This window comes from Clostridium estertheticum (genome assembly GCF_026650985.1).
GTDB classification, from domain to species: Bacteria; Bacillota; Clostridia; order Clostridiales; family Clostridiaceae; genus Clostridium_AD; species Clostridium_AD estertheticum_C.
Genome location: NZ_CP086239.1, coordinates 3,430,480 through 3,454,190, shown reverse-complemented (window position 1 = coordinate 3,454,190; position 23,711 = coordinate 3,430,480). Strand labels below are relative to the sequence as shown.

General features: G+C 32.1%; 22 protein-coding genes. 9 read left to right on the top strand and 13 right to left on the bottom strand.

Annotated features, from left to right (window positions below):
- Positions 1–76 precede the first annotated feature (76 nt).
- From LL038_RS16570 to LL038_RS16530, 9 genes are all read left to right on the top strand, one after another.
- Positions 77–490: an RrF2 family transcriptional regulator gene (locus tag LL038_RS16570; protein WP_216127619.1), complete on the top strand. Its 414-nt coding sequence runs from the start codon at positions 77–79 to the stop codon at positions 488–490.
- A 96-nt stretch (positions 491–586) separates the two neighbouring features.
- On the top strand, positions 587–1,588 hold the full coding sequence (locus tag LL038_RS16565; protein WP_216127617.1) for a LacI family DNA-binding transcriptional regulator: 1,002 nt from the start codon (positions 587–589) through the stop codon (positions 1,586–1,588).
- Between the two features lie 105 nt (positions 1,589–1,693).
- Positions 1,694–2,482: a gluconate 5-dehydrogenase gene (locus LL038_RS16560; protein WP_216127615.1), complete on the top strand. Its 789-nt coding sequence runs from the start codon at positions 1,694–1,696 to the stop codon at positions 2,480–2,482.
- A 37-nt stretch (positions 2,483–2,519) separates the two neighbouring features.
- Positions 2,520–3,161: an RpiB/LacA/LacB family sugar-phosphate isomerase gene (locus LL038_RS16555; protein ID WP_216127613.1), complete on the top strand. Its 642-nt coding sequence runs from the start codon at positions 2,520–2,522 to the stop codon at positions 3,159–3,161.
- A gap of 74 nt (positions 3,162–3,235) precedes the next feature.
- Positions 3,236–4,333, top strand: coding sequence for a lipocalin-like domain-containing protein (locus tag LL038_RS16550; RefSeq protein WP_216127611.1), 1,098 nt, complete (start codon positions 3,236–3,238; stop codon positions 4,331–4,333).
- A 225-nt stretch (positions 4,334–4,558) separates the two neighbouring features.
- A complete protein-coding gene (locus tag LL038_RS16545; RefSeq protein WP_216127610.1) occupies positions 4,559–4,756 on the top strand; it encodes a hypothetical protein in 198 nt (65 codons plus the stop codon).
- Between the two features lie 292 nt (positions 4,757–5,048).
- Entirely contained in the window at positions 5,049–6,104 is a 1,056-nt protein-coding gene (locus tag LL038_RS16540) for an efflux RND transporter periplasmic adaptor subunit (RefSeq protein WP_216127607.1), read from the top strand.
- Complete coding sequence (locus tag LL038_RS16535; RefSeq protein ID WP_216127605.1) at positions 6,104–6,796, top strand: ABC transporter ATP-binding protein; 693 nt, start codon at positions 6,104–6,106, stop codon at positions 6,794–6,796. Before LL038_RS16540 ends, LL038_RS16535 begins: the two co-directional genes overlap by 1 nt.
- Before the next feature lie 47 nt (positions 6,797–6,843).
- On the top strand, positions 6,844–8,073 hold the full coding sequence (locus LL038_RS16530) for an ABC transporter permease (protein WP_216127603.1): 1,230 nt from the start codon (positions 6,844–6,846) through the stop codon (positions 8,071–8,073).
- 177 nt (positions 8,074–8,250) lie between these two features.
- Here LL038_RS16530 and LL038_RS16525 read toward each other — a convergent pair whose 3' ends face one another.
- The 13 genes from LL038_RS16525 to LL038_RS16465 form a co-directional block, all read right to left on the bottom strand.
- Positions 8,251–8,667 (bottom strand): MaoC family dehydratase, encoded by a 417-nt coding sequence (locus tag LL038_RS16525; RefSeq protein WP_216127601.1) that lies wholly within the window; start codon positions 8,665–8,667, stop codon positions 8,251–8,253.
- A gap of 29 nt (positions 8,668–8,696) precedes the next feature.
- Entirely contained in the window at positions 8,697–10,094 is a 1,398-nt protein-coding gene (locus LL038_RS16520) for a GntP family permease (protein ID WP_216127599.1), read from the bottom strand.
- A 37-nt stretch (positions 10,095–10,131) separates the two neighbouring features.
- Complete coding sequence (locus LL038_RS16515) at positions 10,132–11,691, bottom strand: acyl CoA:acetate/3-ketoacid CoA transferase (RefSeq protein ID WP_216127590.1); 1,560 nt, start codon at positions 11,689–11,691, stop codon at positions 10,132–10,134.
- A 180-nt stretch (positions 11,692–11,871) separates the two neighbouring features.
- The gene (locus tag LL038_RS16510; RefSeq protein WP_216127586.1) at positions 11,872–13,269 is read right to left on the bottom strand and encodes a GntP family permease; all 1,398 of its coding nucleotides are present in this window, start codon (positions 13,267–13,269) and stop codon (positions 11,872–11,874) included.
- Between the two features lie 106 nt (positions 13,270–13,375).
- Positions 13,376–14,929 carry an acyl CoA:acetate/3-ketoacid CoA transferase gene (locus tag LL038_RS16505; protein ID WP_216127578.1) on the bottom strand — a complete coding sequence of 518 codons (1,554 nt, stop codon included), beginning with the start codon at positions 14,927–14,929 and terminating at the stop codon, positions 13,376–13,378.
- Between the two features lie 281 nt (positions 14,930–15,210).
- The gene (locus LL038_RS16500; protein ID WP_216127576.1) at positions 15,211–15,627 is read right to left on the bottom strand and encodes a MaoC family dehydratase; all 417 of its coding nucleotides are present in this window, start codon (positions 15,625–15,627) and stop codon (positions 15,211–15,213) included.
- 33 nt (positions 15,628–15,660) lie between these two features.
- On the bottom strand, positions 15,661–17,211 hold the full coding sequence (locus LL038_RS16495; RefSeq protein WP_216127573.1) for an acyl CoA:acetate/3-ketoacid CoA transferase: 1,551 nt from the start codon (positions 17,209–17,211) through the stop codon (positions 15,661–15,663).
- A 256-nt stretch (positions 17,212–17,467) separates the two neighbouring features.
- Positions 17,468–18,832, bottom strand: a complete 1,365-nt coding sequence (locus LL038_RS16490; protein ID WP_216127571.1) for a sigma-54 interaction domain-containing protein — start codon at positions 18,830–18,832, stop codon at positions 17,468–17,470.
- Positions 18,833–19,033: 201 nt separating this feature from the next.
- On the bottom strand, positions 19,034–20,041 hold the full coding sequence (locus LL038_RS16485; protein ID WP_268055891.1) for an electron transfer flavoprotein subunit alpha/FixB family protein: 1,008 nt from the start codon (positions 20,039–20,041) through the stop codon (positions 19,034–19,036).
- Between the two features lie 20 nt (positions 20,042–20,061).
- Positions 20,062–20,844 (bottom strand): electron transfer flavoprotein subunit beta/FixA family protein, encoded by a 783-nt coding sequence (locus LL038_RS16480; protein WP_216128178.1) that lies wholly within the window; start codon positions 20,842–20,844, stop codon positions 20,062–20,064.
- Between the two features lie 11 nt (positions 20,845–20,855).
- Complete coding sequence (locus LL038_RS16475) at positions 20,856–21,995, bottom strand: acyl-CoA dehydrogenase (RefSeq protein ID WP_268055890.1); 1,140 nt, start codon at positions 21,993–21,995, stop codon at positions 20,856–20,858.
- A 501-nt stretch (positions 21,996–22,496) separates the two neighbouring features.
- Positions 22,497–22,934: a DUF2383 domain-containing protein gene (locus LL038_RS16470; protein ID WP_216127924.1), complete on the bottom strand. Its 438-nt coding sequence runs from the start codon at positions 22,932–22,934 to the stop codon at positions 22,497–22,499.
- A gap of 60 nt (positions 22,935–22,994) precedes the next feature.
- Entirely contained in the window at positions 22,995–23,459 is a 465-nt protein-coding gene (locus tag LL038_RS16465) for a hypothetical protein (RefSeq protein WP_216127922.1), read from the bottom strand.
- Between the last annotated feature and the right edge of the window lie 252 nt (positions 23,460–23,711).

Here is a 23,711-nt window from a genome sequence, read left to right as displayed (position 1 = left end):
CCTTTTTGTTGACAAAATACAGTGAATATCTTAAAGTATAAAGTATACCAAATGAGTATACTTAGGGAGATATATTATGAAAATAACACAAGAAGCAGATTATGGTCTTAGGGTAGTAATTTATTTATGTAAATTAGGTTATGGCGAAAAAGTAGAATCAAAAGTAATTTCAGAAAAAGAGAGGATACCGCTAAGATTTCTCTTAAAGCTTTTAAGAAAGCTAATACAAGCAGATATTATAAGGTCTTATAGGGGAGTAAAGGGAGGATATGCTATAAATAAATTGCCAGAGGAAATAAACTTAAGAGACGTTATTGAAGCAATAGATGGTCCAATATGTGTTAATAGGTGTGTAATTGAGCCAAGTTTTTGTAATTTGAATATAAGTGGTGTATGCATTGTGCATAGAGCAATGACAAAAGTACAAAAAAGTTTAAATGCAGAACTAGAAAGCATAAATTTTAAACAGCTAGTAGATGGAGATATTTAAACAAATAAAATAATTTAGTAAACTAGTTTACTAAATTATTTTTTTATGTTAATATAAGAGTATAGGAATACAAATTATTTAAATATGGGGTTAGATATGACGCATTCAGGTAAGATTACAATTAGAGAAATTGCAAATTTAGCAGGTACTTCTAAAACGACAGTCTCTTTTTATTTAAATGGTAAAACTGAGAAAATGTCTGAAAAAACAAGACAAAAAATAGAAGAAGTAATTAAAAAAACAAATTACAAACCTAGTATTGCTGCTAGAAGTCTAAATTCAAAAAGTTCTAAGCTGCTCGGAATAATGATTGGAGATATTACTAATACATTTTCAAACCAAATTGTTAAAGGAATTGAAGATATAGCAAGTAAAAAAGGTTATCAACTTATTGTAGCAAATAGTAATTATGATTATTCTAGGGAAGAAAATCTTATAGGTAGAATGTTATCTATGGGTGTTGATGGGTTTATTGTACAACCTACAATTCAATTTAAGGAAATTTCTAAAAAAGCAAAAAAACCAATGGTTTTCTTTGATAGTAATGTATACGATTATAAAACAAAATGGGTAAAAACAAATAATTATGATGCTACTTATGAAGCTACTGTTGCTTGTATAAATAAAGGATATAAAAAATTTATTCTTATTACAGCTGATCCAAGTTTATTAAGTACTCGCAAGGAAAGAACTTCTGGATATATTGATGCTTTATTAGATCATGAATTAGCTTATGAAAAATTAATTGTTGAAGATAATGATGAAAAGAATCCTAAAAAGATATTAGATTTCCTTGTTAAATATATTAATGAAAAAGAAAAACAATTAATTTTTGTTCCTAACTGTTGGGCTTTACCTATGGTGTTTATTGCACTAAAAGATTATTATTTTTTAATGCCTGAGTTAGGTCTTATGGGATTTGATAACACTGAGTGGACTAATTTTGCAACGCCTAGCATAACAACTATTGTGCAACCTGCTTTTAAGGAAGGACAACAAGCAGCAAGCATTTTAATAGACCAAATTGAAAGTAAAAATGATGAAAATGGTCAACAAGTATTAGAGTGTATTGTAAATTGGAATGAATCTACAGTGTAAGCTGTTAATAGTACGTTAAAATAATTGAAAATTTTAAAGAAACATATAAATAATATATATTTCTTTAATATATATAAATATTATAAATTCGAGGAGGAATATTTCATGGATATAATTAAGAAATTTTCATTAGAAGGTAAAGTTGCGTTAGTTACAGGTGCATCATATGGTATTGGATTTGCTATTGCAAAGTCTTATAGTGAGGCGGGAGCAACAATAGTGTTTAATGACATAAATCAAGAACTTGTGAATAAGGGAATAAAAGCTTATGCAGAAGAAGGTATAAAAGCACACGGATATGTATGTGATGTTACAGATGAAGAGATGGTAAATGAATTAGTTAAAAAGATTGAAAAAGAAGTTGGAGTAATTGATATTCTTGTAAATAATGCAGGAATAATTAAGCGTGTTGCAATGATTGATATGAAAGCAGCAGATTTTAGAAAGGTTATAGATGTAGATTTAAACGCGCCATTTATAGTATCCAAAGCTGTAATACCTTCAATGATTAAAAAGGGACATGGTAAAATAATAAATATATGTTCAATGATGAGTGAACTAGGACGTGAAACCGTTTCAGCTTATGCAGCTGCAAAAGGTGGACTTAAGATGTTAACTAAAAATATTGCAGCTGAATATGGTGAATACAACATTCAATGTAATGGAATTGGACCCGGATATATAGCAACACCTCAAACAGCACCACTTAGAACTGAGGGACATCCATTTAATAATTTTATTATAGGAAAAACTCCAGCTGCACGTTGGGGAACAACAGAAGATTTAGTAGGACCAGCTGTATTCCTTGCATCTGATGCATCAGATTTTGTAAATGGCCATGTGTTATATGTAGATGGTGGAATACTCGCTACTCTTGGAAAACAACCAGAATAAGATAGTGTTTTCAATAGCCATAATAGGGGGAATATAAATGAAAATTGCTTTAATTAACGAGAATAGCCAAGCAGGTAAAAATGGAATTATATATGAAACATTAAAAAAAGTAGTACAGCCAAAAGGCCATGAAGTATTTAATTATGGAATGTACAGCGCAGATGATGAGGCGCAATTAACATATGTTCAAAATGGTATTTTAGCAGCGATTCTTTTAAACTCAGGAGCAGCTGATTATGTAATAACTGGATGTGGTACTGGAGAAGGCGCAATGCTAGCGTGTAATTCATTCCCTGGAGTATTATGTGGTCATGTACAAGACCCTTCAGATGCATATATGTTTGCACAAGTTAATGATGGAAATGCTATCGCAATGCCTTTTGCAAAGGGATTTGGATGGGGAGCAGAGTTAAATTTGGAAGACATATTCGGGAGATTATTCCAAGGAGAAAGCGGTAAGGGATATCCAAAGGAAAGAGTTGTTCCAGAACAAAGAAATAAAAAGATATTAGATGAAGTTAAAAAAGTGACATATAAAGATATGGCAACAATTTTAAAAGATATAGATCAAGATCTATTAAAAGGCGCTATAGGCGGAGAAAAATTCAAAGAATATTTCTTTGCGAATTGTAAATGTGAAAAAATGAAAGAAACAATTAAAAATATATTAGAAAAATAATATGATTTAAAGGTAAAATCCACAACTAATTAATAAGTTGTGGATTTTCTTATTGTGTATAGTAAGGAGGAAATATGAGTGAAAAAGCAATTTTAGGCAAAAGTATTAGCTATTATCAGCGATTAGGTATTAATAAAGAAACCGCAGCATGGGAAGATGGAATGAGAAGCACTGGTGGTAGAGGTACATACGAATGGTGGTATTTTGATGCTCAGTATTCAGATGGTACTAAAGTAGTTGTTATATTTTATACAAAGAATGGATTTGATGTAAGAGGTCTTGCGAATCCAACGGCATCACTTGAGATAACTTTTCCAAATGGGAAAAAGTTAATAAAACGTATTTCTGAGGGGAAGGGGCAAAAGATTCGTGCTTCAAAGGAGTTATGTGATGTATTAATTGGTCAAAGCAGTATTAAATATTCAAAAGGAAATTATTTAATACATTTTGTAGATGGCGATGTTGAATATACTTGTACAATGAAACCTAAATTACCAATGTGGCGCCCGGGAACAGGACATTGGTATTATGGAGAAAAACAGGAATATTATTTTGCATGGATTGTTGCACAACCATCTGCAGATATTAGTGCTACTTTAAAAATTAAAGGAGAAAAGTTTGAGTTGAATGGTAATGGATATCACGACCATAACTGGGGTAATATACATATGAGAAAGCTAATGAATCATTGGTATTGGTGTCGTGCCAATATTGGTCCTTATACAATCATAGCGTGTGATATTATTACGGAAAAGAAATATGACTATACTAGATTGCCGGTTATGATGATAGCTAAAGATGGGATTATATTAGATGATAACGAAGAAAAAACAGTAATTAAAAGATTGAATACTAAATATCACCCAATAACTAAAAAATTCATTGATAATAATTTGACGTTTATACATAAAGTGGATAATAAAATTAAATATCAAATAGAATTTAAAAGAGAATATGATATTTTAGCTTTCAATATGATTGATAGACTAGGAATTGCTCCAATAAGAAACTTTATAGCTAAAGCTTTGGGGGTCAATCCTACTTACATAAGATGCATTGGTGAAGTCAAGTTAACGGTTGAAAAAAATGGAAATATAGAGGTTTTTCAGAAAGAAGGATTATGGGAGCAGATGTTTTTTGGCAGTAATAAAGATGCTATTATAGAAAATTAGAACCCTCGACTAATTATATTAATAAATTAGTCGACGGTTTATTATGTTTTGGATTAGTTAGTAACTTAAGTTATTGTATAATCTCCATAAAATAATATTGTAATGATTCTTAAAGTTTATACATTGTTTATATTTAGTTTATAAAAAGTAGAGAAATTAAACTTAAAATAGAATTATTAGGATTACTAACCTCGCTATTAAAAATATTTAACTTTGGAGGATAAGATGATTAAAATATTATTTATAATGGATGCTATAGTGCTAATAATAGCATTAGTTTTTTGGATTATTGGGTTAAAGTATCAGAAAAATGATGCAGACAATTCAAAAGGTGCTGAATATATATTAAGCGCTACTGGTGTTACAGGAATCTGTATTATTTTTAGTGCTATACTATTTATACCGATGTTCTTTCCAATTTAACGTGGAAAGTTACTAGAATATGATTTATGAAATAGGTATTTGAAATATTATAAATAAAGGCTATATCGGTTATTACAACTGATATAGCTTTTAATAATTAAGTAACATATTATGATTATTTTTGATAAGTTGTAATATTAAGGGCTGATTAGGAGAATAATAATCATTTATTGGACTAATTTAATAAAAATTTAATATATAGGTAAGGAAATTTTGATACTTATTGATACTTATCGTGTAAAATATAAACTATTGAATTTAAATTTGAATTATAAATATGTAGGAGGTTATCATGAAAAAGAAAATTATTATTGGAGTAGTAATAGTAGTAATTATAGGTATTATTGGAGGGATTCAGTTCACTTCAAGAAATAAGAGACAGGTTATAACTGTAAAGACTTCAAAGGTTGCAATAGGTGATGTAAAAATGTACTTATCCACCACAGCTACTATAAAATCTAAAAACGAAAAAGATTATTCTGTATCTGCGGCAACTAAGATTTCAAATGTTAAAGTTAGTGTTGGTGATAAAGTTAAAAGAGGGGATACTCTTTTAACTTATGATACAGCTGATCTTAATAATCAACAAGAATCTGCTCAAATTAATTATAATAATGCTATATCTCAAAAAAAGGATGCAGTAAATAAAAATGATAATGCAAATGTATTATCTGATGAAAAGCTAAAACAACTAGATAATGCTGTTTTAGCAGCTCAAAATACCCTTGATTCAGTAAAAATTAAATTATCACAGAACTCAAATATTACATCTGACATTGATGGAGTAGTAACGGAAGTTAATGTTATAAGTGGTCAAACTGGAGGACAGGGAACGGCTATAATTGTTCAGGATATATCAAATTTAAAGGGGATTGTTAAAGTTGGGAAATATGATGCTGCTAAAGTAGCGATTGGACAATCATCAACAATTTTGAGTAGTGGTAAGAGCTATAAAGCCAAGGTCTCAAAAATTTATCCAACGGCAACGGTTAATACAACAGCTACAGGTGGAGATACAACTTTAACTGTAGAAATTGACGTACTAGAAGCAGCGCCGCAGTTAAAAGTAAACTTTGACTCAGATGTGGATATATTGCTTAATCAAGTACTGGCTGCTGTGAAGGTTCCTGCGCAAGCAATATTAACTAACAAAGATGGATCCACTTATTTGTTTGTTGTCAGTGATGGAAAAGCGGTCCAAAAAAATGTAAAATTAGGACTCCAATCAGATACTGATATGGAAATCGTAAGTGGTGTAAAAGTAGGTGAGAGTGTAATATTAAATCCAGGTAGCTCCATTACAAATGGCGTAATGGTTAAAGATGTTATTAATCTAGGAGGAAAATAATGATAGAAGTAAAGGATGTATTAAAAAGATACATAACTGGAGATATTGATTTTACTGCACTTAAATCGGTAAGCCTTAAAATTGAAAAAGGTGAATTTACTGCAATAATGGGACCTTCAGGTTCTGGAAAATCAACTTTTATGAATATTTTAGGATGCTTGGACAGAATGGATGGTGGTACATATTTTTTAAACGGCCTGGATGTCTCCAATCTTGACGATAATCAACTCGCATTAATAAGAAATAAAGAGATAGGATTTGTATTTCAAGCATTTAATCTACTCCCAAGGATATCAGTACTTGAAAATGTTATGCTTCCAATGCTTTATGCAGGAATACCCGCAAAAGAACGAAAGGATAGGGCACTTATTGCACTTGAAAAGGTTGGTCTTAGTGACAGAATTAAACATAGGCCTAATGAAATATCTGGTGGACAAAAACAAAGGGTTGCAATTGCAAGAGCAATGGTTAACAACCCTGCAGTTATTATGGCAGACGAACCAACGGGTAATCTAGATACAAAATCATCAATTGAAATCATGAAAATATTTCAAAAGTTAAATGCGGATGGTGCTACTATTTTAATGGTTACACATGAAGATGATATAGCAAAATGTGCGAAAAGAATTGTAAGATTCCTAGATGGAAAAATAGTTGATGACTACCCTGTTTCAGGAAGAACAATATTATAAATAATATATTACGAGTAAATATTTTCGCGATAAAATGGAGGGCAGTTATGAATATTTTAGAGAGTCTCAAAATGGCTATATCCAGTATTTTATCAAATAAAATGAGATCTTTTCTCACAATGCTAGGAATTATAATAGGTATAAGCTCAGTAATTACTATTGTTGCACTTGGTAATGGAGGGAAAAATTATATTGGAGATGAATTTGCTAAAATGGGGTCAAATACAGTTACTCTAAATGTGGATCCATCGAAAGTAGAGCAAATAAGTGATTATTTTACACTTGATGATGTGAAGCAAATAAAAAATAGAGTAAGTACTGCTAAGTATATTTCTCCAACTGTTTCAAAAAAAGGAACAGCGAGAACTGATACAAAGACTAATACAGCAAATGTTACCGGAGTTAATACGGATTATTCATTAATAAGTAATGTAGAAATTGTATATGGAAGATTTTTAAATGAGAGAGAAGTTGAAGAAGGTAAGGCAGTTGCAGTAATTGATCAAACTTCAGCAAAGGCGCTATTTGGGACTGATGATGCTGTAGGCAAATCATTTAAATTAGGACCAGTAGCTTCTAGTAAAAGTGCAACTGTTGTTGGTGTTTCAAAAGCAAGTAGCATGTTTGGCGGTAGTAGTGGACCACGTAGCAGAAGTGGTGACAGTACACCAACACTTGTAACAGTACCAATTACATTTCTTGAAACACTATTTCCATTAGATTTTAATATATCAACTCTTACTATGACATCTAATTCACAAGCGAATTCTGTGGAAACTGGAAATGAAGCCTTGAAAATTCTTCAGGCTAAACATGATAACAAAACTTTAGACCTTTATAAGGCTACCAATTCGGCTAGTATGCTTGAGTCAATTAATCAAGTTTTAGGGATTTTCACAGCATTCCTTAGTGCAGTAGCTGCGATATCTCTTTTGGTTGGAGGTATTGGAGTTATGAATATAATGCTCGTTTCTGTAACTGAGAGAACAAAGGAGATTGGTATTAGAAAAGCAATTGGGGCTACCACTAATGCTATATTATTTCAATTTTTAACTGAATCCGTAATACTAGCTCTTATAGGGGGGCTTATAGGTATGACACTTGGTATAGTTGCAGCTAAAATAATAGGATCCTTTGCGGGAATTACCCCTAGTGTTTCCATCCTTGTTATATTAGAAACAATATTGTTTTCATCAGCAGTCGGAATATTTTTTGGAATTTATCCTGCAAGAAAAGCTGCAAAATTAAATCCCATAGATGCACTTCGATATGAATAGATTTTAGCTGTAAGCAATAATTCGAAAATACATTATTATTGTTTTAGGACGAAAATCGGGATAAAACTTATACAAGAAGATATATTTTAATAATAGGGAATATAAGTAGATTTAGTAAAGTAAATCTATGTATATTCCCTATTATTTATTCTATTTTTAGAAAATGATTATTAATCATTATTTAGGTGGCATAACAGTTGCAACACCTTTAAGAACAACAACACCATCTTGATTAGTACATGTTGTACTCAATTTCATAATATTTTTTTCTTCCTTTCTTTCTATAACTTCAACTTCAGCTTTTATAGTATCTCCAAATCTAACTGGTGCTGTAAATCTGAGTTCTTGACCTAGATAAATAGTGCCTGGTCCTGGCAATTTCATGCCGAGTACTGCAGACACAAAACCTGCTGTTAACATTCCATGTGCAATTCTGCCTTTGAACATTGTTGTTTCAGCTTCCCTTTGGTTTATATGAGCAGGATTTAAATCTCCGGTTATTCCGGCATAAAGATATACATCAGATTCACTTATAGTTTTTTCAAAAGAGTCTTTATCACCTATATTTAGTTCTTTCATTGTTAAACCTTTCATTAAAAACTCCTCCTTTTATTTTTGATCTATTATACAAAATGAATAATTGATTGTAATCCAATGAGAAGGAAACATGTTCCTGTCTTAAGGAGAGTAATCGCAAATATATCTTTATAAGCTTGTTTGTGTGTTAAACCTGCAATGCCTAGGAGTGTAATAACGGCTCCATTATGAGGTAGTGTATCCATTCCACCAGATGCCATTGCAGCAACTCTATGAAGCAATTGAGGGCTTATACCAGTACTTGATGCCCAAGCTAAGTAGTGCTTACCAAATGTATCCAGGGCAATACTCATTCCACCTGATGCGGAGCCTGTTACTCCAGATAGAACATTCACTGTAACTGCTTCAGATAGTAATGGGCTACCATGAGGATTTATATTTGTTAAAGCATGGGCAATAGATTGAAAACCTGGTAGTGTTTTTATAACATTACCGAAACCTACTTCGGACGCCGTATTTATAACGGCCAAAAGAGAACCGATAGCACCAGCATTGATAGCTTTAGCTAAATTACCTTGCATACGTTTAGGATTGATAAGCATAGCAAGGAGAATTCCTACAATAAGTGAAATCATGAGTGCCCAGTTATTCATAGTTCCTACAACACCAGCTGATAACATATTGTAAGGTTTCTTAGTTACCCAAGATATGATATCCCAATGTGGAAAAACTAATTTTTGCAGAATGAGGGTTACAACTAGTACCGAAACCAATGGTAATGCTGATAAAAATGCATTTGGCAGACTAGCATCGTTAACTATAATAGGTTCATTAGTATGGTTTTTACCATAGCCTTCTCCAGCTGCTTGTGCTTTACGTTTACGCCACTCCAAATAAAACATACCCGATGTCATAATAATGATTGCTCCAAGTATTCCCATTACAGGTGCTGCATAAAGATCTGTATTGAAAAATTTCATTGGGATGGAGTTCTGAATTTGTGGCGTTCCAGGAAGTGAATCCATAGTAAATGTAAAGGCACCAAGTGCAATAGTTCCTGGGACAAGACGTTTTGGGATATCTGCTTCTTTAAAAATAGATGCTGCAAATGGATATACCGCGAATGCTACTACAAATAAACTTACACCACCATAGGTAAGGATAGCTGCTGATAAAACTACAGAGAGGATTGCTCTTTCTTTTCCTAATTTCTCGACTATAGTTTTTGCAATTGATTTTGCTGCTCCAGACTGTTCCATTGTCTTTCCAAATATTGCGCCCAACAGAAAGAACGGAAAATAAATTGTTATATATTTACCAAGATTGGGCAAGAATATTTCTGTATACGTGGGCAAAATAGCCATTCCAGAAAATAAAGCGGCTAGTAGTGCAAAAATAGGGGCAAAAACAATAACTGAAAAACCTTTATATGCCATAAACATCAATAGACATAAACTTAATAATATTCCGAAAACTCCTAACATTAAAAAAACCTCCTAATTATATTTTGTTTTAGATCATTTACTTAGTTTTAGCTAATTTGATGCCTACAATACCTTCATTAAATAATTTTTTATCCATCAATTTTAAATCTTTAGACATAATAGGATCAAAATCCATTTTATCTAGAATATCCTTTTGCATATCAATACCAGGAGCGATTTCTTCTAAAGTAACACCTTCTTTAGTTAATTTAAAAACTGCTCTTTCAGTAATGTATAAAACTGGCTGCGATACATCTAAAGCATACTCAGCGCTAAAGGTTATTTGTTCAACGGTTTTAATAAACTTATTAGTTTTACCTTCTTGGATTATATTTAATTTTCCGTTTTGTATTTCAATTTTTAAACCGCCTGCTGTAAAAGTTCCACAAAAGACAACTTTTTTGGAATTTTGAGTTATATTTATAAATCCGCCACAACCTGCAATTTTAGGACCAAATTTACTTACATTAATATTACCCTTTCCGTCGCATTGAGCAAGGCCTAGGAAGGCTATATCAAGACCTCCGCCATCATAGAAATCAAATTGGTTACTTTGATCAAGTATGCTTTCAGGATTTATTGAAGCCCCAAAACTTAATCCACCAGCAGGGATTCCGCCTATTGGGCCTGATTCCAAAGTAACTTTAAGATCATTTGCTATTCCTTCTTCATTTGCAACCATTGATATTCCTTCAGGTACTCCTATTCCTAGGTTAGTAATAGCATTAGGGATAAGCTCCATTGCAGCCCTTCTTGATATTATTTTACGCTCATCGAGTTTTAAACCAGAAATATCACTAAGAGCCATTTTTATTTCTCCATTATAAGATGGATTATATTGCTCTGCGTAGGTTTGCATATGATTTTCCGGTTTTGAAATAACAATAGCATCCACAAGTATTCCTGGAATTTTAACTTTTCGTGGATCAAGGGTACCGTTTGCTACAATTTTCTCAACTTGAAGTATTACAATTCCGGAAGAATTTTTGGCTGCTTGAGCCATAGATAAACCATCAAGGGTTACAGCTTCTTTTTCCATAGTTGCATTTCCATTCTCATCAGCATAAGAAGCACGAATGAGTGTTACATTTATTGGAAATGATTTATAAAATAAATATTCTTTATTATCAATTTCTATAACTTTTACTATGTCTTCTTTAGTCACAGAGTTTAGTTTACCACCATCAATTCTGGGGTCTACAAAAGTTTTTAAGCCTACATGTGTTATAGTTCCAGGTTTGCCTGCTGCGATATCTCGGTAAAGGTGAGATATTACTCCTTGAGGAAGATTATAAGCCTGAATTTTATTCTCTATAGCCAGTTTTACAAGTTTAGGTGCAAGTCCCCAGTGTCCACCTATTACCTTTGAAACTAAACCTTCGTGGCCAAGATGATTCAGACCTTTGTCTTTTGAATCTCCCTGACCAGCAGCATAAACTAAGGTTAAATTATTTGGAATGCCTTTTTCAAGAAAACATTCACTAATTTTTATAGTTAATTCTTCAGGGTGTCCGCAACCTATAAAACCTCCCACTGCGACGGTATCTCCGTTTTTAATTAAAGAAATTGCGTCAGTGCTAGACATAACTTTTTTCATTTTAAGACCTCCTTTTATAGTATTATTAGTCAAACTTCTTTTAATTATAAGGAGGAAATATTATTACCAGGAAAAGAAATTAAAAACAATTTTAAAAAAATAGGGTATGATAACGCAAAATGAACGGTATTCTTAAGATTTAAGAATACCGTTCATTAAAAATACACTTGTATTTAATAATTAAACAAAATGTAAAATTGATTGTAATCCAATTAGAAAGAAACATGTTCCTGTCTTAAGGAGAGTAATAGCAAATATATCTTTATATGCTTGTTTATGTGTTAAACCTGAAATTCCTAGGAGTGTAATAACTGCTCCATTATGAGGTAATGTATCCATTCCTCCAGATGCCATAGCAGCAACTCGATGGAGTAATTCAGGGCTTATACCAGTATTTGATGCCCATTGTAAGTAGTGTTTACCAAAAGTATCAAGGGCTATACTCATACCACCGGAAGCGGAGCCAGTTACTCCTGATAGAACATTTACTGTAACTGCTTCAGATAGTAATGGACTACCATGAGGATTTATATTTGTTAAAGCATGAGCTATAGATTGAAAACCTGGTAGTGTTTTTATAACATTACCAAAACCTACTTCAGATGCCGTATTTATAACTGCTAAAAGAGAACCAATAGCACCAGCATTGATAGCCTTAGCTAAATTACCTTGCATACGTTTAGGATTAATAAGCATTGCAAGAAGAATTCCTACGATAAGTGAAATCATGAGTGCCCAGTTATTCATTGTTCCTACGACACCAGCTGATAACATATTGTAAGGTTTTTTAGTTACCCAAGACATAATATCCCAATGTGGGAAAACTAATTTTTGCAAAATAAGAGTTACAACTAGCACAGAAACTAATGGTAATGCTGATAAAAATGCATTTGGCAAACTATCATCTTCAACCATAATAGGTTCATTAGTATGGTTATCGCCATAGCCTTCTCCAGCTGCTTGCGCTTTACGTTTACGCCACTCCAAATAGGTAATACCACATGTCATAATAATAATTGCTCCGAGTATTCCCATAACAGGTGCTGCGTAAAGATCTGTATTAAAAAACTTCATTGGAATTGAGTTCTGAATCTGTGGTGTTCCTGGAAGCGAATCCATAGTAAATGTAAAGGCACCAAGTGCAATTGTGCCTGGAACAAGTCGTTTTGGAATGTCTGCTTCTTTAAAAATAGATGCTGCAAATGGATACACTGCAAATGCTACAACGAAAAGGCTTACACCGCCATAAGTAAGTATAGCTGCTGATAAAACTACTGAGAGTATTGCTCTCTTTTTCCCTAATTTTTCTACTATAGTTTTGGCAATGGATTTTGCCGCACCCGATTGTTCCATTGTTTTTCCAAATATTGCTCCCAATAGAAAGAATGGAAAATAAATTGTTACATACTTACCGAGATTAGGAAGGAATATTTCTGTGTATGTCGGCAAAATAGCCATTCCAGAAAATAAAGCAGCGAGTAGTGCAAAAATAGGGGCAAAGACAATGACAGAGAAACCCTTATATGCCATAAACATTAATAGACATAGACTTAATATGATACCGAAAACTCCTAACATTTATAAAACCTCCATTAATTAAAATTTTATTCTCTTTTTTTAACTGTTTACTCCTTATGTTTTAGCAAAAATTATATCAATATTATTATTCCAAAGACTGTATTTATTAATTGGCTAATTTAAGACCTATAATACCTTCATTAAATATTCTCAAATCCATTAGTTTTAGGTTTTTAGATATAATTGGAGTAAAATTCATTTTATCTAAAATATCCTTTTGAAGATCAACACCAGGAGCGATTTCCTCTAAAGTAACGCCTTCTTTAGTTAATCTAAAAACTGCTCTTTCGGTAATGTATAAAACTGGTTGGGAGACATCTACGGCATATTCTCCACTAAAAGTGATTTGTTCAACATTTTTAACAAATTTGTTAGATCTACCTTCTTGAATTATGTTTAATTTTCCATCAAGAATTTCAATTTTTAAGCCACCTGCTGTAAAAGTCCCACAGAAAACAACTTTTTTAGAGTTTTGAGTTATATTAATAAAACCACCACAACCTGCGATTTTAGGCCCAAATTTACTTACATTAATGTTCCCGGTTTCGTCGCATTGAGCAAGACCTAGGAATGCTATATCAAGTCCACCACCATCATAGAAATCAAATTGGTTACTTTGATCTAGTATGCTTTCAGGATTTATTGAAGCTCCAAAACTTAATCCACCTGCGGGGATTCCACCTATTGGGCCTGACTCCAAAGTAACTTTAAGATCACTCCCAATTCCTTCTTCGTTTGCTACCATTGATATTCCTTCAGGTACACCTATTCCAAGATTAGTAATAGCATTGGGAATAAGTTCCATTGCAGCTCTTCTTGATATTATTTTTCGTTCATCTAGTTTAAGTCCAGGGATATTAGTAAGTGCCATTTTTATTTCACCGTTATAAGATGGATTATATTGCTCTGCATAGGTTTGCATATGATTTTCAGGTTTTGAAATCACAATAGCATCCACAAGTATTCCTGGGATTTTAACTTTTCTTGGATCAAGGGTGCCATTTGCTACAATTTTCTCAACTTGAAGTATTACAATCCCACCAGAATTTTTAGCTGCTTGAGCCATAGATAAACCATCAAGTGTTACCGCTTCTTTTTCCATAGTGGCATTCCCAAACTCATCAGCATAAGAAGCCCTAAGAAGTGTCACATTTATAGGGAAAGCTTTATAAAACAAATATTCCTTATTATCAATTTCTATAACCTTAACTATGTCTTCTTTCGTGATATCGTTTAACTTGCCCCCGTCAATTCTAGGATCAACAAAAGTTTTTAAGCCAACATGAGTTATAGTTCCAGGTTTACCTGCTGCAATATCTCGATATAGGTGAGATATTACACCTTGAGGAAGATTATAAGCCTGAATTTTATTTTCAATAGCTAGTTTTACAAGTTTGGGAGCGAGTCCCCAGTGACCACCTATTACCTTTGAAACTAAACCCTCCACGCCAAGACGATTTAAACCCTTATCTTTTGAGTCTCCTTGCCCAGCTGCATATACTAAAGTTAAGTTATTAGGAAGTCCTTTTTCAAGAAAAGATTCATTGATTTTTATTGTTAATTCTTCAGGGTGACCGCAACCGATAAATCCTCCAACCGCAACAGTATCTCCATTTTTGATTAAAGCAATCGCGTCATAACTAGACATAATTTTATTCATTTTTTAACCCCCTTCATTAGATTGTTGGTAAAGCTTTTCATAATTATAAATAGCAAATATCATGCCAATAAAGAAACAATAAAAAACAAATTTTATATGGCTTTTCAATGATTTTTTAGTGCTTTTAGTAAGAAGCTGTCCATTGAGCTTAGTGGTGTGTTCAATAGAACGAACATAATTCATGTAAACATTATCATGGTGTTCTTAAAATGGAACAGTATTTTTAAAATATAAAAATACCGTTCTATAACATAAACACTATTTTATAAAAGGGGCAGGTTTTATTTAGGTGGCATAACAGTTGCAACACCTTTAAGAACAACAACTCCATCTTGATTAGTACATATTGTACTTAATTTCATAATATTTTTTTCTTCCTTTTTTTCTATAACTACAACTTCGGCTTTTATAGTATCTCCAAATCTAACTGGTGCTGTAAATCTGAGTTCTTGACCTAGATAAATAGTGCCTGGTCCAGGTAATTTCATGCCAAGTACGGCGGATACGAAACCAGCTGTTAACATGCCGTGGGCAATTCTACCTTTGAACATTGTTGTTTCAGCTTCTCTTTGATTTATGTGAGCCGGATTTAAGTCACCAGTTATTCCAGCATAAAGATATACATCAGATTCGCTTATAGTTTTTTCAAAAGAATCTTTATCACCAATATTTAGTTCCTTCATTGTTAAACCTTTCATTATTAATTCCTCCTCGTTTTTTACTTTTAATTATTATGAAACTTTTAATCCCATGATTTTTTCCTCGAAAATTCTTTCATCCATAAATTTTAAATTTGATGAAATTACTGGCATGAAATCCATATGTGCCAAAATATCCTTTTCAAGATCAATCCCCGGGGCAATTTCAGTAAGTACTACACCTTTGCGGCTAAGTTCAAAAACAGCTCTTTCAGTAATATACAATACTGGTTGGGAGACATCTACAGCATACTCACCGCTAAAGGTTATTTGCTCAACAGTTTTAATAAATTTGTTGAATTTACCTTCTTTAATTATATTTAACTTTCCATCTTGTACTTCAATTTTTAAACCACCCGCAGTAAAAGCACCACAGAAAACAACTTTTTTAGAGTTTTGAGTTATATTGATAAACCCACCACAACCTGCAATTTTAGGACCAAATTTGCTTACATTAATATTTCCTGATTCGTCGCATTGAGCAAGACCGAGGAAAGCTACATCAAGACCACCGCCATCGTAAAAATCAAATTGACTAGTTTGATCAAGGATCATTTCAGGATTTATTGCAGCTCCGAAACTTAATCCACCTGCAGGGATTCCACCTATAGGGCCTGATTCCAAAGTAAGTTTCATATCACTACCAATACCCTCTTCATTTGCGACCATAGAAATACCCTCAGGTACTCCTATTCCAAGGTTAGTTACAGCATTGGGTATAAGTTCCATAGCTGCCCTTCTAGATATTATTTTTCGCTCATCTAGCTTTAAACCTGGAATATCATCAACTGCCATTCTTATTTCACCATTATATGATGGATTGTATTGCTCCCCATATGTTTGCATATGATTTTCAGGTTTTGAAATTACAATGGCATCAACAAGTATTCCTGGAATTTTAACTTTTCTTGGATCTAGAGTGCCATTTGATACAACTTTTTCAACCTGAAGGATTACAATTCCACCAGAATTTTTAGCAGCTTGTGCCATGGAAAGAACATCTAATGTTACGGCTTCTTTTTCCATAGTGGCATTGCCACTTTCATCAGCATAAGTAGCACGAATAAGTGCCACATTTATAGGGAAAGTCTTATAAAACAAGTATTCCTTATTATCAATTTCAATAACCTTAACTATATCTTCTTTTGTGATATCGTTTAACTTACCGCCGTCGATTCTCGGATCTACAAAAGTTTTTAAACCAACATGAGTAATAGTTCCTGGTTTACCTGATGCTATATCTCTATAAAGATTAGAAATTACACCTTGAGGAAGATTATAAGCTTGAATTTTATTTTCAATAGCAAGATTTGAAAGTTTGGGAGAAAGCCCCCAGTGACCACCTATTACTTTTGAAACTAATCCTTCTACGCCAAGACGATTTAAACCTTTGTCTTTTGAGTCTCCTTGTCCAGCTGAGTACACCAAAGTTAAATTATTAGGACTTCCGCTTTGGGCAAAAGATTTATTAATTTCTATGGTTAATTCTTCGGGGTGACCTGAACCGACAAATCCTCCAATTGCAACGGTGTCACCATTTTTAATTAAAGTGATTGCGTCATAACTAGACATAGTTTTTTTCATTTTTTATCTCCTTTTATCATATTATTAACACCTGTTATAAATATAACAAGCAAGAAGCATGCCAACAAAAAGTGACTAAAATATACAAAAATATCATGTTTACGTTGAAGTTTGATGATTTTATTAAAGATTGTGTAGCTTAGATAAAACTCTATGTACGGCATTAAGAACTTAATATATGTATATATGGGTTTTTAGTTCGAAAAAATGAACGGTATTCTTAAGGTTTAAGAATACCGTTCATTTTATAGAACAATTATAAAGGTATATTATATTTTTGAATTTTTTCATATAAACTTGTTCTTCCAATTTCAAGTTTTTTAGCAGCCTTAGTTTTATTTCCATTGGTTGATTTAAGTGCATCCATAATAGCTTGCTTTTCTGCTTCTACTATAGTTTCTTCAAGACTTTTAATAGGTTTAATCTGTTTTCTTCCTGTAATTTCATCAGGTAGATCTATAGGGCATATAGTATTACTATTTTCTATTACGTTAATTGCCCTTTCTAATATATTCTCAAGTTCCCTTATATTTCCTTCCCATGAATAATTTTTTAGAAAATATTCTGAATCCTTAGACATACCTACAATTTTCTTATTCAAATCTTCAGCAATTTTTGTGATAAGGTGATTTGCAATAAGTAAGATATCATCACGTCTTTCACGAAGAGAAGGAATAGTAATAGTCACTACATTTAATCTATAATAAAGATCTTGCCTAAACTTACCTTCATGCATAGATTTTTCTAAGTTTATATTTGTTGCAGCAATTATACGAATATCAATTTTTTTACTTCCTAATGAACCAATTTTTTCAACTTCTTTTTCTTGAATTGCCCTTAGTAGTTTAACTTGCATATGAAGAGGCATATCTCCTATTTCATCCAAAAATATTGTTCCACCATCAGCTAATTCAAATTTTCCGATTTTACCTTCTTTTTTAGCACCTGTAAATGCACCACCTTCGTAACCAAAAAGCTCAGATTCTAATAAATCAGTCGGAATAGCTCCACAGTTTACCTTTACAAAAGGTGCATACAATCGATCACTAGCTAAATGTATTGCATGGGCAAATAGTTCCTTCCCTGTACCACTCTCACCAAGTATAAGCACATTAGAATGTGTTTGAGCAGCCTTTCGGGCGATAGATTTAGCTGCCAATATCTTTTCACTTGAACCTATTATGTCGTCAAAGGAATAACTTGCAGTATTTAACTGTTTTAACTGAGTTTTATAGGATTCAAGTTCCTTTTTCATAGTTTTAATTTTACTATAAAGGGTATTTAGTTCTTTTACATTTCTAAATAATACTTTGCCAATGGCACCGATTATTTCTCCGTTTTTAATTATAGGCATTCTAGTGGCTATCATGTAGCTTCCTTTTATAGATTGTAGCTGAGCAGTTTCTGTAACCCCTGTTTGTACAACAATATGCATCCTTGTATTTTGAATAACATCAGTAACAGGTTTCCCTATAGCATTTTCTTCTGAAATTCCCATAAATTCACAATATGATTTGCTAATCATAGTTATAATTGCATTTTTATCTATAATGATAATACCATCATAAGCATTGTCTATAACAGTTTTTAATATTTCTACAGCATCTTTTTCGAAATCCATTATAAAATCAGCTCCTTCATATATATTGTGTATAAAGCATCATATTAATACTAATATTTTAGTTTATTTAGAGACATTTGGAAAGTGAATTAAATTTATTACATATATTCAATAAAATGCTTAGAAAATTAGTAAATAAAATTTTTGTAAAAAAAAAGAGCGATTTTGATGTAGAAATACATCAAAATCGCTTAAGTGGAACTATTTATTTTTTAATGTATTAATTTGAGCTATCATTTCTGGGATTACTTTCAAAAAGTCTCCAGCTATTGCTACATCAGCAGCTTTCATGATAGGTGCAGTTGCATCTTTATTTATAGCTATTATGAAATCAGAATCTTGCATACCAGCTAAATGCTGAATTGCTCCTGAGATACCGCAAGCTATATATACAGTTGGTCTTACAGTTTTTCCTGTTTGACCTACTTGTACGGCTTTATCTATCCAACCATTTTCAACTGCTGCTCTTGATGCTCCTACTACACCATCTAAAGTAGCTGCAAGTTTTTCAAGCAAAGCAAAGTTTTCTTTACTTCCAACTCCACGACCACCAGATACTATAATATTAGCTTCTCCGATATCGGCTAAAACTGAAGCAACTTTTACAATATCAACAGTTTTAGTTCTGATATCTGATTCTTTTAAATTTACAGTAACTTTTTCAACTGGGCAAGTTCTAGAAGCATCTCTAGCTAATTTTTCGAAAACTCCTGGTCTAATAGTAGCCATTTGTGGTCTATGATCTGCACAAACTATAGTAGCCATTAGGTTTCCACCAAATGCTGGTCTTGTCATCATTAAATTATTGTTTTCTGTATCTATATCTAATGAAGTACAATCAGCAGTTAAACCTGTTGAAAGTCTTGCTGATATTCTTGGTCCTAAATCTCTTCCTAAATAAGTTGCTCCAACAAATATTACTCCTGGTTTTCTCTCATTTGCAAGATCACATATAACTTTTGCATATGCATCAGTTGTAAAATGACCTAGTAGTGGACTACTCGCAACTATTACCTTATCAGCTCCAAATGCTACAAGTTCGCGAGCCATATCATCTGTTTTATCGCCAAGTAGTACAGCTGTTAACTCTTCTCCTAATTTATCTGCAATTTCTCGTCCCTTACCTAAAAGTTCGAAAGAAATTTTTTGAAGTTCTCCGTCTCTTTGTTCAGCGAAGACCCATACGCCTTTGTAATCTGCTATATTCATTGATTGCTCCCTCCTACATTTTAGATAAAGTGATTTTCTTTTAATTTTGAAACTGCATATAAAGCAGCTTCAGCTGCTGGTAATTGTATTAATTCGCCTTTTCCCTTAGGTTCTTTAGTCATTGACTTTTTAACCTTTGTTGGTGAACCTTTAAGTCCGAGTATAGCTATGTCTGCTCCGATATCTGCTGCACTCCAAACTTTTACTTCTTTGTTTTGGAACATTTCAAAAATGTTTTTTATGTTCATATATCTTGGTTCATTTAATTCTTTTATAGCTGTTAAAAGAACAGGAGTTTTAACTTCGATATCTTCATATCCATCTTCCCATGCTCTTCTAACTTTTAATCCGCCCTTAATTACGTCAACTTTTTCAACGTATGTTATTTGTGCAAGATTTAAATGCTCTGCAATTTCAGGTCCAACTTGCGCTGTATCTCCATCAATTGCTTGTCTTCCAGCAAATACTACATCGTAGTCTAATTTCTTTAAAGTTGCAGCAAGTGCATGTGATGTAGCTAAAGTATCTGCTCCTGCAAATGCACGATCTGATACGAGTATTGCTTCATCAGCACCCATAGCTAAAGCTTCTCTTAATGCTTTTTCTGCTTGAGGTGGTCCCATGCTAATTACAGTCACGTGCGCACCATGTTCATCTTTTAATCTTAATGATTCTTCTAATGCATTTTTATCATCTGGATTTATTATTGATGGAACGCCTTCTCTTATAAGGGTTCCTGTTTTAGGATCTATTTTAACTTCGTTTGTATCTGGAACTTGTTTTAAACATACAACTATATTCATTTAATTTCCTCCTACTTTAATAGATTTCCAGCTATAACCATTCTTTGAACTTCTGAAGTTCCTTCATATATTTCAGTTATCTTAGCATCTCTCATCATTCTTTCTAATGGATATTCTTTAGTATATCCATATCCTCCGAAGATTTGAACAGCTTTTGTTGTAACTTCCATAGCAGTTTCTGATGCAAACAATTTTGCTCTTGCAGCTTCTACTGTATATGATAAACCAGCATCTTTATTAAATGCAGCTTTATAAACTAAAAGTTTAGCAGCTTCAATTTTAACATCAAGTTCTGCAACCATCCATTGAAGTCCTTGGAATGCTGCAAGTGGTTTTCCAAATTGTTTTCTTTCTTTCATATATTTAGTAGCTTCTTCTAGTGCTCCTTCAGCAATTCCTAGAGCTTGAGCAGCTACACCAATTCTTCCACCATCAAGAGTTTTCATTGCAATACCGAAACCTCTTCCTTCTTTTCCAAGCATGTTTTCTTTTGGAACTATACAGTTCTCAAATACAAGCTCAGTTGTTGATGATGCTCTTATTCCTAATTTATCTTCATGTTTACCTATTGAGAATCCAGGGAAATCTTTTTCAACTATAAAAGCTGTAATTCCTCTTGTTCCCTTAGTTTTATCTGTCATAGCAAAAACTACAAATGTATCTGCTACTCCACCATTTGTGATAAATATTTTTGAACCATTTAATATATAGTTATCACCATCTAAAGTTGCTGTAGTCTGTTGCCCTGAAGCATCAGTACCGGCATTAGGCTCAGTTAATCCAAAAGCTCCTAATTTTTCGCCAGTTGCAAGTGGTACTAAATATTTCATTTTTTGATCTTCTGTTCCAAAAGCATCTATTGGGCCTGCACATAATGATGTATGAGCTGATAAGATAACTCCTGTTGTTGCACATGCTTTTGATAATTCTTCAACAGCAATAATATATGATAAATTATCTCCGCCAGCGCCACCATATTTAGTTGCTATTGGAATACCCATCATATGGTATCTAGCCATTTTTTCTACAGTTTCGCTAGGAAATCTTTCTGTAACATCTATTTCCGCAGCTATTGGTTTAACTTCATTTAATGCGAATTCACTTACCATCTGTTTTACAAATTCTTGTTCCTTCGTCAATGTAAAATTCATGAAATTGCCTCCTCGCTATTTTGTAAGATGGATAACAAGTATTAATTGATATCTATCTTATTCTTTGTTCATAATAATTATAAGTTTTGGTATAAAACCGTTTTCTTTATATCTGATCATAAATAAGAAACTAATATTTAACCATAATAATAATTGAACATTAGTATCTATAAATAATATAAGCAAGAATAATGCCATATCTGTTTTAAAGACATAATGGTCACTTAAACACAAAAATTAACTCAAAGTTAGTGATAATATAATGATTTACTGAAAAATGTTCTTTATTATTACACTAATTACATATTTTGATATAAAATTGGATATGCGTGTACTAAATTTAGTACAAATAAACTAAAACATCATAAATAATGTTTATATATATGAACACTTTAATATAATCTATATTAGAAGTGTTCTAAAACTAGTACATTTATAATTGGAATTACTTATTCTTAATATAAGAATATTTTTAATAGTCCATAATATTTTTTTAGAATATTACTTAGAAGTATTAATAATGTTATTCAATGAATCAATATTATTTTGATGGTCTTTTATTATATTATTTAAAATACTAGAGTTACTAAATACTGAATTATTTGCTATTAATTCATTAATAGTTTTTATTGCCATGAACTCACCTTGCAAGGCTTCCTTAAGATAACTAGTGTTACCTGTAGCGCCGAGATGTTTTATATTTGATATAGTTTCTGCGACTACTCCTTGAATTCCAATACTGCCAGAGGGTCTACCTCCAAGATCTTGTATTTTAGCAGAAATTTGTAGAGTATGTTGCTTATGGGTTCGTTGTATATTTTGTAATTCAGTTTTAATATTTATGTCACTCGCATGGTTTATCAACGCTTCAAAACTGTCAATAGCCATATATTCACTCTCGAGAAGGAAATTTAAATTTTTAATATTTTCACTATTCATTATTATCAACTCCTCTAATATTTAGGTTGCCCAAATAGAGGATACTTATTAATCCGATTTTTAAAGTGAACTTTTTAACATCTTTTCATGATATAGGTATAGCTGTTTCATTAAAATTTTATCCGCTTGAGTTTGATTTATAGTACCATTATCAACAAGTGTAGTTATTGGATTTATATAACTAAGTTTTGTACTACTTTTATATAATTTATTTTCTGAATTGATTATAGTTTTTGCATAATCAATATTGTTGACCTTTTTAGTTTTAGATTTATTTATTATAGATTTAATTTTATTTGCTTGATCCTCAGTTATAGTTTTAGTAATTATAGGTTCTTCTAAATTGGTTTCTAAATTTTGTTTTGTTTTAGTATTTATTTGTTTACACTCGCTTGTCAAAATTGTATTTCCGCTAATATTTATTGGGGTTGTAGTTATTGCAAAGGTTGTACTAACAGAGGATAAATATATACCACCTGTTAATATTCCTGTTAGTATTTTGGTCTTTAAAGATATATTTTTCATCTTAGTCTCTCCTCACTAATTTATTATTGTTTATTTCTATGGTTAAATTATATCAATTGTAAATGTCAGAGGAGTGTCAATATGATGTATATTTTGTTTGATTTATGTATTTTTTATAAATGTTTTGTATAGGCAAGGAAAGTAGTAATTAAAATTATATCAAAACGACAAAATAGTAAAATAAAGCATATTGTGTTAAAATGAAGGTGATATATACGTACTATAAACTTGTAATTATGTCTAGGTAGTAGT

Coding starts and splice junctions, on each gene's coding strand:
- LL038_RS16570 (WP_216127619.1), top strand. CDS start 77: ATGAAAATAACACAAGAAGCAGATTATGGTCTTAGGGTAGTAATTTAT.
- LL038_RS16565 (WP_216127617.1), top strand. CDS start 587: ATGACGCATTCAGGTAAGATTACAATTAGAGAAATTGCAAATTTAGCA.
- LL038_RS16560 (WP_216127615.1), top strand. CDS start 1,694: ATGGATATAATTAAGAAATTTTCATTAGAAGGTAAAGTTGCGTTAGTT.
- LL038_RS16555 (WP_216127613.1), top strand. CDS start 2,520: ATGAAAATTGCTTTAATTAACGAGAATAGCCAAGCAGGTAAAAATGGA.
- LL038_RS16550 (WP_216127611.1), top strand. CDS start 3,236: ATGAGTGAAAAAGCAATTTTAGGCAAAAGTATTAGCTATTATCAGCGA.
- LL038_RS16545 (WP_216127610.1), top strand. CDS start 4,559: ATGATTAAAATATTATTTATAATGGATGCTATAGTGCTAATAATAGCA.
- LL038_RS16540 (WP_216127607.1), top strand. CDS start 5,049: ATGAAAAAGAAAATTATTATTGGAGTAGTAATAGTAGTAATTATAGGT.
- LL038_RS16535 (WP_216127605.1), top strand. CDS start 6,104: ATGATAGAAGTAAAGGATGTATTAAAAAGATACATAACTGGAGATATT.
- LL038_RS16530 (WP_216127603.1), top strand. CDS start 6,844: ATGAATATTTTAGAGAGTCTCAAAATGGCTATATCCAGTATTTTATCA.
- LL038_RS16525 (WP_216127601.1), bottom strand. CDS start 8,667: ATGAAAGGTTTAACAATGAAAGAACTAAATATAGGTGATAAAGACTCT.
- LL038_RS16520 (WP_216127599.1), bottom strand. CDS start 10,094: ATGTTAGGAGTTTTCGGAATATTATTAAGTTTATGTCTATTGATGTTT.
- LL038_RS16515 (WP_216127590.1), bottom strand. CDS start 11,691: ATGAAAAAAGTTATGTCTAGCACTGACGCAATTTCTTTAATTAAAAAC.
- LL038_RS16510 (WP_216127586.1), bottom strand. CDS start 13,269: ATGTTAGGAGTTTTCGGTATCATATTAAGTCTATGTCTATTAATGTTT.
- LL038_RS16505 (WP_216127578.1), bottom strand. CDS start 14,929: ATGAATAAAATTATGTCTAGTTATGACGCGATTGCTTTAATCAAAAAT.
- LL038_RS16500 (WP_216127576.1), bottom strand. CDS start 15,627: ATGAAAGGTTTAACAATGAAGGAACTAAATATTGGTGATAAAGATTCT.
- LL038_RS16495 (WP_216127573.1), bottom strand. CDS start 17,211: ATGAAAAAAACTATGTCTAGTTATGACGCAATCACTTTAATTAAAAAT.
- LL038_RS16490 (WP_216127571.1), bottom strand. CDS start 18,832: ATGGATTTCGAAAAAGATGCTGTAGAAATATTAAAAACTGTTATAGAC.
- LL038_RS16485 (WP_268055891.1), bottom strand. CDS start 20,041: ATGAATATAGCAGATTACAAAGGCGTATGGGTCTTCGCTGAACAAAGA.
- LL038_RS16480 (WP_216128178.1), bottom strand. CDS start 20,844: ATGAATATAGTTGTATGTTTAAAACAAGTTCCAGATACAAACGAAGTT.
- LL038_RS16475 (WP_268055890.1), bottom strand. CDS start 21,995: ATGAATTTTACATTGACGAAGGAACAAGAATTTGTAAAACAGATGGTA.
- LL038_RS16470 (WP_216127924.1), bottom strand. CDS start 22,934: ATGAATAGTGAAAATATTAAAAATTTAAATTTCCTTCTCGAGAGTGAA.
- LL038_RS16465 (WP_216127922.1), bottom strand. CDS start 23,459: ATGAAAAATATATCTTTAAAGACCAAAATACTAACAGGAATATTAACA.